Annotated in this window: 12 protein-coding genes; 9 read left to right on the forward strand and 3 right to left on the reverse strand. The window is 68.6% G+C overall.

Annotation, left to right across the window (positions count from 1 at the left end):
* Positions 1–207 precede the first annotated feature (207 nt).
* The 8 genes from GEMRO_RS0112105 to GEMRO_RS0112140 all read left to right on the forward strand — a co-directional run bounded on the left by GEMRO_RS0112105 (position 208) and on the right by GEMRO_RS0112140 (position 9,601).
* A complete protein-coding gene (locus GEMRO_RS0112105; protein WP_169728374.1) occupies positions 208–1,851 on the forward strand; it encodes a TolC family outer membrane protein in 1,644 nt (547 codons plus the stop codon).
* A gap of 199 nt (positions 1,852–2,050) precedes the next feature.
* Positions 2,051–3,586 (forward strand): 2,3-bisphosphoglycerate-independent phosphoglycerate mutase, encoded by a 1,536-nt coding sequence (gene gpmI, locus GEMRO_RS0112110; protein ID WP_035485217.1) that lies wholly within the window; start codon positions 2,051–2,053, stop codon positions 3,584–3,586.
* 61 nt (positions 3,587–3,647) lie between these two features.
* On the forward strand, positions 3,648–4,796 hold the full coding sequence (locus tag GEMRO_RS0112115) for a murein hydrolase activator EnvC family protein (RefSeq protein WP_169728375.1): 1,149 nt from the start codon (positions 3,648–3,650) through the stop codon (positions 4,794–4,796).
* Positions 4,796–6,109 carry a S41 family peptidase gene (locus GEMRO_RS0112120; protein WP_051328990.1) on the forward strand — a complete coding sequence of 438 codons (1,314 nt, stop codon included), beginning with the start codon at positions 4,796–4,798 and terminating at the stop codon, positions 6,107–6,109. The genes GEMRO_RS0112115 and GEMRO_RS0112120 overlap by 1 nt, the downstream gene beginning before the upstream one ends.
* Before the next feature lie 206 nt (positions 6,110–6,315).
* Positions 6,316–7,161, forward strand: coding sequence for a MetQ/NlpA family ABC transporter substrate-binding protein (locus tag GEMRO_RS0112125; RefSeq protein WP_084507778.1), 846 nt, complete (start codon positions 6,316–6,318; stop codon positions 7,159–7,161).
* A gap of 74 nt (positions 7,162–7,235) precedes the next feature.
* Positions 7,236–8,315, forward strand: a complete 1,080-nt coding sequence (locus tag GEMRO_RS35650; RefSeq protein WP_027134198.1) for a methionine ABC transporter ATP-binding protein — start codon at positions 7,236–7,238, stop codon at positions 8,313–8,315.
* A complete protein-coding gene (locus tag GEMRO_RS0112135; RefSeq protein ID WP_027134199.1) occupies positions 8,296–8,952 on the forward strand; it encodes a methionine ABC transporter permease in 657 nt (218 codons plus the stop codon). The genes GEMRO_RS35650 and GEMRO_RS0112135 overlap by 20 nt, the downstream gene beginning before the upstream one ends.
* 76 nt (positions 8,953–9,028) lie before the next feature.
* Positions 9,029–9,601 carry a GNAT family N-acetyltransferase gene (locus GEMRO_RS0112140; protein WP_240476676.1) on the forward strand — a complete coding sequence of 191 codons (573 nt, stop codon included), beginning with the start codon at positions 9,029–9,031 and terminating at the stop codon, positions 9,599–9,601.
* 57 nt (positions 9,602–9,658) lie between these two features.
* On the opposite strand, the gene GEMRO_RS35655 is transcribed toward GEMRO_RS0112140, so the two are convergent.
* Positions 9,659–9,793, reverse strand: coding sequence for a hypothetical protein (locus GEMRO_RS35655; protein WP_276202825.1), 135 nt, complete (start codon positions 9,791–9,793; stop codon positions 9,659–9,661).
* Between the two features lie 199 nt (positions 9,794–9,992).
* Between GEMRO_RS35655 and GEMRO_RS0112150 the strand changes: the two genes are divergently transcribed.
* Complete coding sequence (locus GEMRO_RS0112150; protein WP_027134201.1) at positions 9,993–10,922, forward strand: SHOCT domain-containing protein; 930 nt, start codon at positions 9,993–9,995, stop codon at positions 10,920–10,922.
* A gap of 6 nt (positions 10,923–10,928) precedes the next feature.
* On the opposite strand, the gene GEMRO_RS0112155 is transcribed toward GEMRO_RS0112150, so the two are convergent.
* Both GEMRO_RS0112155 and GEMRO_RS0112160 read right to left on the reverse strand, forming a co-directional pair.
* Positions 10,929–12,116 carry a M24 family metallopeptidase gene (locus tag GEMRO_RS0112155; protein ID WP_027134202.1) on the reverse strand — a complete coding sequence of 396 codons (1,188 nt, stop codon included), beginning with the start codon at positions 12,114–12,116 and terminating at the stop codon, positions 10,929–10,931.
* A gap of 9 nt (positions 12,117–12,125) precedes the next feature.
* Entirely contained in the window at positions 12,126–13,268 is a 1,143-nt protein-coding gene (locus tag GEMRO_RS0112160) for a M24 family metallopeptidase (protein ID WP_205624959.1), read from the reverse strand.
* Positions 13,269–13,544: the final 276 nt, after the last annotated feature.

Consider the following 13,544-nt stretch of genomic DNA (forward strand, 5'->3'; position numbering starts at 1 on the left):
CCTGCGCACCATTCCGATCACGAGATCATGAGTGGCGGGCGGCGCAACAAGTGGGATTTCCATGGGTGGTGCCGTTGACGCGTGTTCACGGGAAAGACTATCCAGGGTTGAAAGGGTTGCAAGCCCTTTCCCGGATGAAGCGATTCAGGGCGGAATGATCGGATGCGAACGTACCTAGGACGGCTCCCGGCACGAGTGTGGGTCGGCTTGCTGACGACCACGGCGCTCGTCCTGGTCGCCGGTTCGGGCGAGGCCGCGACGATCGCCGACACCGTCCGTGCAACCATCACCAGCAATCCGGAGATCGGGGTGGTCCGCAACGACCGCCTCGCCGTTGACCAGGAGCTGCAGCAGGCGCGCGCGCTGGGGCTGCCGACCATCGATCTGCGGGTGGCCGGAGGACCGGAATACACCAACTCGGTCGGAACCCGGGCGCGTGACGACAGCAATGGCCGGTTCCGCAGCGATGCGTCCCTGACCCTGACCCAGCGCGTCTTCGACGGCGGCGCCACCCGCAGCGAGATCGACCGCCAGCTCGCGCGGGTCGACAGTGCCGCCCACCGGGTCCGGGAAGCGGCCGAGTTCATCGCCCTGGACGGAATCCAGAGCCATCTCGACATCCTGCGCAATCAGGAGCTGATCGCGCTTGCCGACACCAACGTGGCGGACCATCGGCGGATCCTGGGCGAGGTGCGCGACCTCGAATCGGGCGGCACCACCGGCATTGCCGACGTCCGCCAGGCCGAAGCCCGTCTCGCGGCGGCGGTCGACAGCCTGGAGCAGATCCGCGGTGATCTTGCCAATGCCGGGGCCACCTACCTGCAGGTGGTCGGCATGCCGCCGGTCGATCTGGAACTGGAGATCCCGCCGGTCGAGGCGCTGCCGTCCGGCATGGAAGCGGCGGCCCTGCGTGCCTCGACGTCCAATCCGACCGTGCTGATCGCGGCTTCCGACGTGGACGTGGCCGCCGCCGAGGTCCGGGCCGCCAAGGCCGGCTACTTCCCGCGCCTGAACGTCGAGGCCGGCGCCACCACGGCCGACAACGTGAACGGCCTGGACGGCAGCGACGTGAACGGCCAGGTGCTCCTGGTCATGCGCTACAACCTGTTCCGGGGCGGGGCGGATATCGCGCAGGAACGCGAGGCGTTCCACCGCCTGAACGAGGCCCGTTCGTCCCTGGCGCGGGTGCGGCGTCAGGCGGAGGAGGACGCGCGCAACGCCTACATCACCCTGGCTACCGCCAGGGCCCGGGTGGCGACGCTGCGCGATCAGGTCGAGGCTAACCGCCGGACGCGCGACGCCTACGCAGATCAGTTCATCGTCGGTCAGCGCACGCTCCTGGACCTGCTCGACGCGGAGAACGAGCTGTTCGTTTCCCGGGTCAATCTGACCACCACGGAATACCAGGAACGGTTCGCGGTGTACCGCGCCATCACGGTGACTGGTGCGCTCCTGGATACGCTGGGAGTCGACCGGCCGCGCGAGGACATCAACATCGAGCGCACGCCGGAGATCGTCCACACGCCGGAACGGATCGCCGCAAAGACCCAGCAGCTCTACAGCCCGAGCGCTGAAGCGCGGCCCCTGCGCGGAGCAGAAGCCGGTGAGCCGTCCCCGCTGCCCGACAATCCCGGGCTGGCCGGCGCCATCGCTCCGGTGGAGGAGGCGACGGCCGATGCGGTGGTCGAGCCGGCGGCTCCTCCGGTCACGGCGGTCGACACGGGCGATCTGGCGGCGGTGGAGCCGACCGCCGGGCCTGTCACCCCTGCTGCCCCGGCCCCCGCGCCTGCCCAGGGCGGTGCGTCCTACGACGACTTTGGAAGCTTCTGGAGCGCGATCACCGGAGACTGATGCCGGCCGAGCGAGGAGGAGGCACGCGTCAGCTTTCTCGCTGGGCAAGAAGAGACTCCGGCCATCGTCCCGGCTCGGCTCGGGCAGGCTGGACCGTTCCGTCGATCAGGGTTAAGCCGGCTTCCATCCGGGCGTCTGGTCCTTCCCGCACGGCGTGGGCAGGGCCTCGCCAGCCGACTGCCGAGGGTGAGGGTTCTGCATGGTGATCAGGCCGGTCGCGTTGGTGATCCTCGATGGCTGGGGGGAGCGGGACGACCCGACCGACAATGCCGTGAGGCTGGCCAACACCCCGGTCGTCGACCAGATCCGCGCCGCCCATCCGATGACCACCCTGCGTGCCGACGGCAAGGCGGTCGGGCTGCCGCCCGGCCAGTTCGGCAATTCCGAGGTCGGCCACACCAATCTCGGCGCCGGCCGGATCGTGGTGCAGGACCTGCCGAAGATCACGGAAGCCGCCGAGGACGGCAGCCTCGCTGCCGACGACCAGCTGCGCGCCGCGGCCGAGGCGGTGAAGGAGGCCGGCGGGCGCTTTCATCTCCTGGGCCTGGTGTCTCCGGGGGGGGTGCATTCCCACCAGGACCATGCCGTGGCCCTTGCCAAGGCCCTGGCCGGGCAGGGAGTCGAGGTGCTGGTCCACGTCCTGACCGACGGGCGCGACACGCCACCATCCTCCGGGAAAGGCTTCGTGGAGAAGCTGGAAGCCGATCTGGGCGAGGCGGCGAAGGTCGCCACCCTGGGTGGCCGCTATTTCGGCATGGACCGGGACAACCGCTGGGACAGGGTCCAGAAGGCCTGGCACGCGATCGTGGATGCCGAGGCGCCCCGGGTCGCGAGCGCGGCGAAGGCGCTCGAGGAAGCCTACGGCACCGGCAAGACCGACGAGTTCGTCGAGCCGGTGGTCGTCGGGGACTATGACGGCATGCGCGACGGCGATGGCCTTCTGTGCTTCAACTTCCGCTCCGATCGGGTCCGCCAGATCATGGACGCCTTCGTGGCCCCGGATTTCTCAGGCTTCGAGCAGGAGCGCCGCCCGAAGCTGTCCGCCGCGATCGGGATGACCAGCTATTCGAGCAGCCTGGACCAGCAGCTGACCACGCTGTTCCCCCCCGAAACGATGTCCGACCTGATGGGCGAGGTGGTCGCCAAAGCCGGGCTGAAGCAGCTCAGGGCGGCCGAGACCGAGAAATACCCGCACGTGACGTTCTTCTTTGACGGCGGGGAAGAAAGGAAGCTGCCAGGGGCCCAGTACATCCTCGAACCATCGCCCAAGGTGGCGACCTATGACCTCCAGCCCGAGATGTCGGCCCCGGGCCTGACCGATCGGGTGGTCGAGGCGATCGGCCACGACCAGCCGGACTTCATCCTGCTGAACTTCGCCAACCCCGACATGGTCGGGCACAGCGGCAATCTGGAAGCTGCCGTGAAGGCAGTCGAAACCGTGGATGCCTGCCTCGGCCGGGTGCTCGCCGCGGTCCGGGCGCGCGATGGCGCCATCCTGGTGACTGCCGACCACGGCAATTGCGACGTGATGCGCGATCCGGAAACCGGCAACCCGCATACGGCCCACACCACCAACCCGGTGCCGCTGATCCTGGTGGGCGGACCGCCCGGGATCGGCCTGCGCGAGGGCGGTGTCCTTGCCGACGTGGCGCCCACCGTTTTGGACCTGCTCGGGGTCCCCAGGCCCGATGCCATGACCGGCAGGTCGCTTCTTTGCCCGTCCAAGGATCCTTGAGCGGATGAACCGGTTGGGCAGCCTCGTTCTTCTGGCGCTGGGCGTCCTGCTCGCCGGGTTCGTGGCCGCCTCGGCGGCCACGCTGTCGCCGGAAGTCGCCGCCGGGCCGCAAGCGGCGCCGGATTCAGCCGATCTTGAGGCGGTCGCCCAGCGGATGCGGCGCCTGCATCTTGCCACCATCGGGCTGGATGCGGCCGATGGTCACGCGCGCATGGCGATGGACCGCATGACCGCCCTGGAAGATGCCGCCGCCGCCGCGCGTGACGTGCAGGCTGCGCAGGTGCGGCAGGTGCGGCTGGCCGCGGCCGGGGGAGTGGCAGCGGTGATGGCCGCGCTGCGGGCCGAGGCGGATCCGCGGGCGCGCGCGGCGCGGCGCGCGGCGCTCTCGGTCCGCCGGTTCGCCTGGACGGCGACCGAGCGGGATTGGCGTGGCGCGCAGGCTTCGGTGGCGCAGCTGGCTGCCACGCGGTTCCGCAACGAGCTCCTGGTGCGCGATCTGGATGAGCGCGCGCTTCAGGTCGCCCGCCAGCGGGATGCCGTCGACGATCTGCCGCTCGCCGCCGTGGCGATGGCCGCCCGGAACCGCCCCTCCATGCAGGACAGCTTCGCCGTGCAACTGGCCGACATCCCGTTCGATCAAGTGCCGGTCGGGCTGGGCGAGCCGCAGCTGACCTCCGCGGCCCTGCGCTCCCAGCGTGGGATGGTGATGGGCCCGATGCCGATGCCCTCCCGAGGTCAGGGACTGCCCTGGCCTCCCCTGGGAGACGTGGCCGCTCAGGGTAGCAACGAAGGCGGGATGGACCAGCTGGACGGCAGCCTGACCGCCTGGAGCGGGCTGTTGGCCTCGATCCCGGCCACGGGCGATGCGCTCGACCTGGACCGGATGACCGATCGTGGCCTGGTCCTCCAGGCGCCTGCCGGCGGCGCCATCGCGGCGCCCGATGCCGGCACCGTGGTGTTCGCAGGATCGTTCCGGAGCTACGGGCAAATCTTGATCATCGACCACGGCAATGACTACCATACGTTGATGGCTGGATTTTCGCACCTCGACGTTGCCGAGGGTGCGCATGTCCAGGCCGGCGAGCGGATCGGCGGGATGGACCCTGGGTCCAGCGTGCCGGGACGCCTATATGTCGAAGTCCGGCGTCGTGGTGTGCCGGTTGATCCGATGCCGTGGCTTGCGGCTCGCGAAGACAAGGTCCGGGGTTGATGACGGCGAGATATCTACGCTCTGGGCTCCTGATCGGCGGCTCCGTCGCCGTCGGTGTCCTGCTCGGTCAGGTGACGCCTCTGTCCGCGCAGTCGGGCGGGGAGGTGTACCGGCAACTGAAGCTGTTCGCCGACGTGTTCGAGCGGGTCCGGGCCGACTATGTCGAGGAGGTGCCGGACCAGAAGCTGATCGAGCATGCCATCAACGGCATGCTGACCAGCCTGGATCCGCATTCCGGCTACCTGGATACCGAGCGCTACCGCGACATGCAGGTGCAGACCCGCGGTGAGTTCGGCGGGCTGGGGATCGAGGTCACCATGGAGAATGGCCTGATCAAGGTCGTCTCCCCGATCGACGATACCCCGGCTGCCCGGGCGGGTGTCGAGTCGGGCGACCTGATCACCCATATCGACGACGAGCCGGTCACCGGCCTGGCGCTCTCGGAAGCGGTCGACAAGATGCGCGGTCCGGTCGACACCTCGATCAGGCTCCGCCTCCTGCGCGAGGGCAGCGAGGAGCCGATCGACGTCACCCTGGCCCGGGCGATCATCAAGATTTCTCCGGTGCGCGCCCATGCCGAGGGCACCGTCGGCTATGTCCGGCTGACCACGTTCAGCGAGCAGACCGCCAGCGGGATGCGCGACGCCGTCGACAAGATGCGCGAGGAGATGGGCGGGGAGATGCAGGGGCTGGTGCTGGACCTGCGCAATAATCCGGGCGGCCTGCTGGACCAGGCTGTCGCGGTGTCCGACGCCTTCCTGGACCAGGGCGAGATCGTCTCGACCAGGGGGCGGGACAACGACAACATCCAGCGCTTCAATGCCCGCAAGGGCGACCTGCTCGACGGCGTGCCGATGGTCGTCCTGATCAATGGCGGATCCGCATCCGCCTCGGAGATCGTGGCTGGCGCGCTCCAGGATCATCACCGCGCCATCGTCATGGGCACCCAGTCGTTCGGCAAGGGCTCCGTGCAGACGATCATGCCGATCTCCGGCCATGGCGCGATCCGGCTGACCACGGCGCGCTACTACACGCCGGCTGGCACCTCGATCCAGGCAAAGGGCATCACCCCGGACATCGAGGTGCATGCCGCCAGCATCGAGGAGGCCGACGACACCAGCGGCCGTCGCGAGGCGGATCTGCGGGGACGGCTGCTCAACGAGCAGGGCGAGGAGATCGAGGGCGTCGAGCCTCCGTCGCCGCCGGAAGCCTCCGCGATCCCGGTGGAGGGCCAGGAGGACTACCAGCTGTCGCGGGCGGTCGACCTGTTGCGAGGAATTGCCCTCTACAGCGCCCGGGGACCGATCGACTGATCCAGGGCAGGCGGAAGGACCTTGAGCCTTCCGCCTGCCCGGTCCTAGCGCTTCAAATAGTCGATAGATTTTATTGATATTCCTGAACCCGTCGGGTCCGTTAGGTTCCGCCCGCTCGAGCATGTGCGCCATATCGGCCTTTCGCCGGGCAAGTCCCGGTCGTCCGGCCGGGCAGGAACAAGCAAGACGGGCTGATCAAGATGAAGATGGCGGACCTGATGGTCGGCGCCGGGCCGTCCGGGCCGAGGCGCGATGTGCTGAAGGCGGCGGCTCTCGCAGCCTTGGTGGCGGGCTTTTCCTCGTTCGCGGCCGGGACGGTCCTGGCGCAGGACGGGCCGGTTCGGGTCGGCATCATGGCGGGCGAGGACGAGGAAGTCTGGAAGGTTGTCGTCGACGAAGCGGCCAAGCGCGGCCTGACGGTCGAGACCGTGGTGTTCTCGGACTACACGCAGCCCAACGAGGCGCTGGCGCAGGGCGAGATCGACGCCAACGCGTTCCAGCACGGCCCATATCTGGATGCCCAGGTTGAGGCGCAGGGCTATGAAATCACTCCCGCCGGCTTCACCGCGCTGTGGCCGATTGGCCTGTACTCGAGGAAGCATGAGAGCGTGGCGGACCTGCCCGAGGGCGCGACCATCGGCGTGCCGAACGACCCGTCCAACGAGGGCCGGGCGCTGCGCCTCCTGCAGGACCAGGGGCTGATCGTCCTGGCGGAGGATGCCGGCATCCTGGCCACGGTCGCCGACATCACCGGGAACCCGAAGAACCTGGAGATCACCGAGCTCGACGCCGGGATCGTCGGGCGCGCCGTCGATGATTTCGACGCAGCGGTCGTGAATACCGACTGGGCGCTCAAGGCCGGGCTGGATCTGGAACAGGATCGCATCGCCCAGGAGTCGATCGAGGACAACCCCTACCGGAACTTCATCGCGGTGCGCACTGCGGATCTGGAGGCGTCCTGGGTGGAGCCGCTGGTCGCCGCCTACCAGAACGAGGTGATCCGCGCCGCGTTCGACCGTGTCTACCGGGGCGCTGGCGTCCCGGCCTACTGAGCCCTCCACTCCTTGAAACCGCAGCGGCCTGTCCATTCGGCCAGGACCGCTGTCTTGTCTGGCAGCAACGCCTCGTGAGCAGCAGCAATCTTTTCCCGGAGCCGCATCCGGGGCCGGCAACGTCTGGGCCGATCGTCCGACTGATCGATGCCGAGCGGCGCTTTGGAGCCACCGCGGCCCTGAACGGCGTCTCCCTGACGGTTGCGCGAGGGGAGGTGCTGGGCATCATCGGACGCAGCGGTGCCGGCAAGTCGACCCTGATCCGCTGCCTCAACGGCCTGGAGCGCGTGGACAGCGGCGTGGTCGAGATCGAGGGGCGCGACATCACCCGGCTGGACGAGCGGCAGCTGCAGCCGCTGCGCCGGCGCATCGGCATGGTCTTCCAGCACTTCAACCTCCTCTCGTCGAAGACGGTGGCCGCGAATATCGGGCTGCCGCTCAAGATCGCGGGCCAGCCGCGTGCCCAGCGCGCGGCCAGGGTCACGGAGCTGCTGGATCTGGTCGGGCTCCAGGGCATGGGCGACCGCTATCCTGCCCAGCTGTCCGGCGGGCAGAAGCAGCGGGTCGGCATCGCCCGCGCCCTGGCGGCGCGGCCCAGCCTGCTCCTGTGCGACGAGGCGACCTCGGCCCTGGATCCGGAGACGACGCGCTCGGTCCTGGCGCTGCTCCGCGACATCAACCGCAGCTTGGGTGTCACCATCGTCCTGATCACCCACGAGATGGAGGTGATCCGGCGGGTTGCCGACCGGGTGGTGGTGCTCGATCAAGGGCAGATCGCCGAGCAGGGGCCGGTGGCGGACGTGTTCGCCGACCCGCAGGCCGACACGACCCGCAGCCTGCTGCAGGTCCTGCGCCCGCAGCTGCCGGCTGACCTGCGGCAGAAGCTGCATCCCACCGCCGGCGCGGAGGCGCTGCTGCATGTCGAGGTCGCGGGCGCGGCTGCGCGCCAGCCGCTGATCGGCGATATCGGCCGGGAACTCGGCTGGTCGGTGCGTCTGGTCCATGGCGGCATCGACCACGTCCAGGACCATCCGGTCGGCAGCCTGTACCTCGGCGTGCCCAATGTCGCCGGTGCCGTCGAGAGCGTCACCCGCTGGTTGCAGTCGCGCGCCGCGCGGATCGAGGTGTTGGGATATGTCCCTGCAGATGCTTGAACTTTTCCTGCGCGCCCTGTGGGAGACGATCCTCATGACCGGGCTGTCCGGCGTGATCTCCCTGGTGGCTGGCCTGCCGCTGGGCCTGCTCCTGGTGGCGACCGCCCGCGGCGGCATTGCGGAGAACCTCTGGCTCAACCGGATCGTCGGGACCCTGGTGAACGGCTTCCGCTCGGTGCCGTTCATCATCCTGCTGGTGGCGCTGATCCCGGTCACCCGGTTGATCGTCGGCACGTCGATCGGCACCTGGGCCGCCATCGTCCCGCTCTCGATCGCGGCCACACCCTACTATGCGCGCATTGCCGAGGTGTCCCTGCGCGAGGTCGATCGCGGCCTGATCGAGGCGGCGCGTGCCATGGGCGGCAACCGCTGGACGATCGTGCGCGAGATCCTGGTGCCGGAGGCGCTGCCGGGCCTGCTGGCCGGCTTCACCGTCACGCTGGTGACGCTGGTGGGCGCATCGGCGATGGCGGGCGCCATCGGTGCTGGCGGGCTGGGCGACCTCGCGATCCGCTACGGCTACCAGCGTTTCGAGACCGAGGTGATGGTCGCGGTCGTGGCGATCCTGGTCGTGCTGGTCTGCGGGCTGCAGTGGATCGGGGACCGGCTGGTCGTGCGCCTGGACCATCGGGCCTGATCGACGTCGGGGACTCCTGTCGGCTCATCCTCGCCGCCGCTATGGTCGCCCCACCATCGAGAGGGAACGACAGCGGATGATGCGGCGACCTGGAGCCGAGAGCCTCGTGACCCAGCGGCTGATCCTGCGCCCCTGGCGGGAGAGCGACCGCCTGCCGTTTCGCGAGCTGAACGGCGATCCCGACGTCATGCGTCACTTCCCGCACCCGCTGTCCGCCGAGCGCAGCGATGCGATCATGGATGCCTGGCAGGATCATATCGAGCGGCACGGCTGGGGCTTCTGGGCGGTGGAGCGCATCCGCGACGGCGCTTTCGTCGGCGCGGTCGGCATCGCCTATGCCAACTTCGCCGCCCCGTTCACGCCGGCGGTGGAGATCGGCTGGAGGATGGCGAAGGCCTACTGGCGCAAGGGCTACACGCTGGAAGCCGCCAGCCGCGCCCTGGACCATGGCTTCGGCACGCTGCGGCTGGAGGAGATCGTGGCCTTCACCCTCCCGGCCAACCTGCCGTCGCGGGGGGTGATGGAGCGTCTCGGCATGACCCATTCCCCTGCCGACGATTTCGAGCATCCCTCGGTCGAGGAGGGGCATCCCATGCGCCACCACGTGCTCTATCGCCTGCGGCGCAAAGACTGGCATCCGCCGGCCTGACGAGCAGACGGGCGCCGGTGGCGCCCGTCGATCGACACCGGTTCGTAGCCCGTCGCGCTACTTCTTCGCGGAGGACGACGCTTCGGCCTTCGCCTTGGGCGAAGGGCTCGGGGTGTTGCCGGAGGCTGGCTTGTTCTTGTCAGCCTTGGGCTTCTTCGCCTCCCGATTTCCCTTCTGCTGTCCTTTGGCCATGACTGCATTCTCCAGCCGCGACCTGTGCGGCATTGCAGAATAGGAGCCGTTCCCGGGCCGGCGCAACTGGCGCGGTGGCGCTGTCGGTATTTGTCGGGAACTTGAGGACTGTCGTGGAAATTTCTCCTCACGAAGCCATCTGGTAGGGCTGGCGAAGCGCGGCGACACCAAAGCCCAAGGTGATGAGGAGCATGGAGCGATGCAGGAACTGACCGCCGAAGGTCGCCGTGTGGTCGGCGAGGTCGCGGACCGCCACGACTTTTCCACCGAGGCCGTCATGACCCTGCTGCACGCCCTGTCCGCCGGGAACGGCACGATGGCGCAGTTCGATCATCCGGAACTGGGTGGCATGGGCCAGTGGTCGCAGGGCGGCATGGTCATGATCGGCGACATGTTCAACAACGCGCTGAAGCACCGTGTCGACGCCGCGTGCGTCGACCTTGCCCGGGAGTTGGAGGAACGGCCGCTGTTCGCGCCGAAGGAAGCGCCGTCGCCGGGGCCGACCCAGACCCAGACGCAGGCGCAGGGTGGGACCCACCGGGCCCAGGCGGCCGGCTATGGCCATGGCGGATCCGGCGCCAGCATGGTGATGTCCTCGGGCGGCAAACCGTCGGGGAACTGGTGGCCGACCGACCTCGGCAGCCCATCCTCGACCGGTTCCCAGAACCATCTCCGCTATGCCTATTTTCCGCAGTCGCGTCGCCTGGCCCTCGACGTCGACGGGCGGATCACGGTCTACGATACCGAGGATCACCAGATCTCCGGCTTTTCCCAGCAGCAGGGCGGCGACGCGTCGATCATGTTGACCAGCCAGCATGGCTTGGTGCGGGTGGCTGATCTGACCATCGTGTCGCCGGTCCACGTGCCGGGCCCGGCGCATGTGCCCGCGCCCGACCACGGCAGCGCGCCTGTGTTCCGGCCAACTCCGATCGGAGGAACGCAGGATGCGCCACCTCCCCGCACCGGCCAGTATGTCGATCCGCCCACGCTTGCCCAGCCTGCCGCCTCGAAGGCCAAGGAAGACGAGATCTTCGCGACCATCGAGCGGCTGGCCGGGCTGAAGCAGAAGGGCATCCTCAGCGACGAGGAGTTCGCCGCGAAGAAGGCCGAGCTGCTCGCCCGGCTTTAAAGCAGGCTACTTCACGAACAGCTTGCGCTCGAACGAGCAGAAGGTCTCCACGCCCGTCTCGGTGATCCGGATCGGCTCGGAGATCGCGATGCCCCAGTCGTCCAGCCAGATGCCGGGCATGAAGTGGATGGTCATGTTCGGCTGGAGGATGGTGTCGTCGGTGGCGCGCAGCGAGATGGTGCGCTCGCCCCAGTCCGGCGGGAAGTTCAGCCCGATCGAGTAGCCGCAGCGGGAATCCTTCACCAGGCCCTGGCGTGCGATGGTGCGCGTCCAGGCGGAATGGACCTCCCGCGAGCCGGCGCCAGGCTTCGCGACCTCCAGGGCGGCCTCGATCCCCTCGGCCACGACCTTGGCGGCATCCGCCATCTTCTGCGGTGGCTGGCCGAGATAGACGGTCCGGGTCAGCGGCACGTGGTAGCGGTGCCGCACGCCGGCCACCTCGATCGTGGTGCCGGTCTGCGCCTGGAAAGGCGCGTCGGACCAGGTGAGATGTGGGCAGGACGTGCCGATGCCGGTCGGCATCAGGGGCACGATCGCGGGATAGTCGCCCCCATAGGCGTCCAGGCCCCGCGTGCCCACCGCCTGGATCTCGGCGGCGACGTCGCACTGGCGGGTCCCCACCGCCATGTGGTCGATCGCGGTGGTCATCATCTTCTCGGTGATCCGGGCCGCCTGCTGCATCAGCTCGATCTCGGCGGGCGACTTCACCGCGCGCACCCAGTTCACCAGCAGGTCGGCGTCGACGATCCGGGCGTCGGGAAGCTCGGCGCGCAGGATGTCGAGCGCCCGGCCGGTGAAATAGAAGCTGTCGGCCTCCACCCCGATCCGGCCGGTGGTCATGCCGCGCGCCTTCAGGTTGCGCGCCACGTCCTGCATGGGATGACTCGTGGTCGACTGCACGAAGTCGTCGGAATAGTAGAGGATGTTCTCGTCCGGCAGGATCGTGGTGATCCGGGCGCCGTTGGCGTCCTGGCCGCGGCCGAACCAGAGCGGCTGCTCCAGGTCCTGCAGCACGATCACCGCCTGGTGCACGTAGAACGACCAGCCATTGTAGCCGGTCAGGTAGTTCATGTTGGCGGGATCGCTGCAGATCAGGGCGTCCAGGCCGGCCTCGGCCATGCGCTGCTTGGTCTTGGCGACCCGCTCGGCGAATTCGTGCTCGCTGAACGGGGTGTTGTTCTTTCCGAATTCCATGGAGATGCCCTAGCGGATCGTCATGTCGGTGGGGGTCCTGGTCAGCACTTCCGGTCCCGCCTCGCCGAGGAGGACGGTGTCGGAGACGAAGTAGTCGCCACGCCCGGTTCCCATCAGCCAGGACAGGACATGGAAGCTCATGCCGGTGCGGAGCACCAGCTCGCTGTCGTGGCGCAGCCCGAGCACGCCGTTGCCGCCGGTCCAGCTCGGCGGCACGCCGAGGCCGACCAGGTAGCCGCAATGGTGGCGCCGGTAGTGGGCGAGGCCGGCCGCGTCGACCACGCTCTGCCAGGCCTCGTAGACGTCGCGGGCCAGCGCCCCGTCCTTCATGGCACCCAGCACGGCGGCGAAGGCATCCCTTGCCACCGAAGCCATGGCCGCGGTGCCCGGCGGCGCGCGGCCGACATGGACGAGCCGGCCGAGCGGGGCGTGGTAGCGGGCGACGCAGCCGGACAGTTCCAGGAACAGGGCGCTTCCGTCGCGCAGCTGGGCGGAACTCCAGCTGGTGTGTTCCTCGCCCAGGCGTTCGGTCGAGCGGATGAACGGGCCGAAGCCCGGATAGGTCCCCTGCTCGGTCATCGCCTTCAGGCAGGCGGCGGCTACCTCCGCTTCGCTGGCGCCGTCATGGAGGGCGGCGATGCCGGCCGCCGCGGCCGCATCGCTCACCTTGGCGGCGGCACGCAGGGCGGCCTGTTCCCCCGGGCTCTTGATCATCCGGACCGTGTCGACCAGGCCGGTGACGTCCTCCCACGCGACCTGCGGGAAGGCGTGCTGCAGCATCTGGCCCAGCCCGAGCGACAGCCCGGCGCTCCACATCTCCAGGCCGATCCGGTCGGGCAGGCGCTGTTCCAGCAGCTCGCGGAGCACCGCGTCGCCGACGTTCTCGGCATCATGGTGGCCGACGAACCGGGCCTGGTGGACCTGGGCTGCCACCGTCACCCGCTCCATTGCCCGGGTGATCAGCACGAGGTCGCCGCTCTCCGGCACCACCAGCAGGTGCGGGGCAAAGTAGCCCCAGTGATCCAGCCCGGTGAGGTAGCAGATGTTCTCCGGCGAGGAGATCAGCAGAAGCTCCAGCCCGCGCCCGGCCATGACATGCCGCACCTTGCTCAGGCGCCCGGCATGCTCCTCCGCCGAAAATGCCCCGCTCACGGCAGGATGCGGCTCCAGACCGCCTTCCCGATACCCGCACCGCCCGTTCGACCGTCCGACCATCTGATCAAGGCTGCTGCTCCAGAGCTCGCGCATGTGTACATGCGAGATCTATCTGCTGATGAGTTGAGCCACATTTCAAGCTTGTTCATGAGCATCATGACCTAGATGTACACAACTCTTGAAACGAACGTGGCCTTGGTGCACGTTGGGGATCGTTTTGCAGCCAATCACGCAGCGATGAACCTGCCGGCGGGCGTTCTGCCGGTCTGCTTC

This window comes from Geminicoccus roseus DSM 18922 (assembly GCF_000427665.1).
GTDB classification, from domain to species: Bacteria; Pseudomonadota; Alphaproteobacteria; order Geminicoccales; family Geminicoccaceae; genus Geminicoccus; species Geminicoccus roseus.

Bases quoted from the DNA above. Each gene is read 5' to 3' on its own strand.
- gpmI (WP_035485217.1), top strand. From the start codon at position 2,051: ATGGTGATCAGGCCGGTCGCGTTGGTGATCCTCGATGGCTGGGGGGAG.
- GEMRO_RS0112120 (WP_051328990.1), top strand. From the start codon at position 4,796: ATGACGGCGAGATATCTACGCTCTGGGCTCCTGATCGGCGGCTCCGTC.
- GEMRO_RS0112125 (WP_084507778.1), top strand. From the start codon at position 6,316: ATGGCGGACCTGATGGTCGGCGCCGGGCCGTCCGGGCCGAGGCGCGAT.
- GEMRO_RS0112135 (WP_027134199.1), top strand. From the start codon at position 8,296: ATGTCCCTGCAGATGCTTGAACTTTTCCTGCGCGCCCTGTGGGAGACG.
- GEMRO_RS0112140 (WP_240476676.1), top strand. From the start codon at position 9,029: ATGATGCGGCGACCTGGAGCCGAGAGCCTCGTGACCCAGCGGCTGATC.
- GEMRO_RS35655 (WP_276202825.1), bottom strand. From the start codon at position 9,793: ATGGCCAAAGGACAGCAGAAGGGAAATCGGGAGGCGAAGAAGCCCAAG.
- GEMRO_RS0112150 (WP_027134201.1), top strand. From the start codon at position 9,993: ATGCAGGAACTGACCGCCGAAGGTCGCCGTGTGGTCGGCGAGGTCGCG.
- GEMRO_RS0112155 (WP_027134202.1), bottom strand. From the start codon at position 12,116: ATGGAATTCGGAAAGAACAACACCCCGTTCAGCGAGCACGAATTCGCC.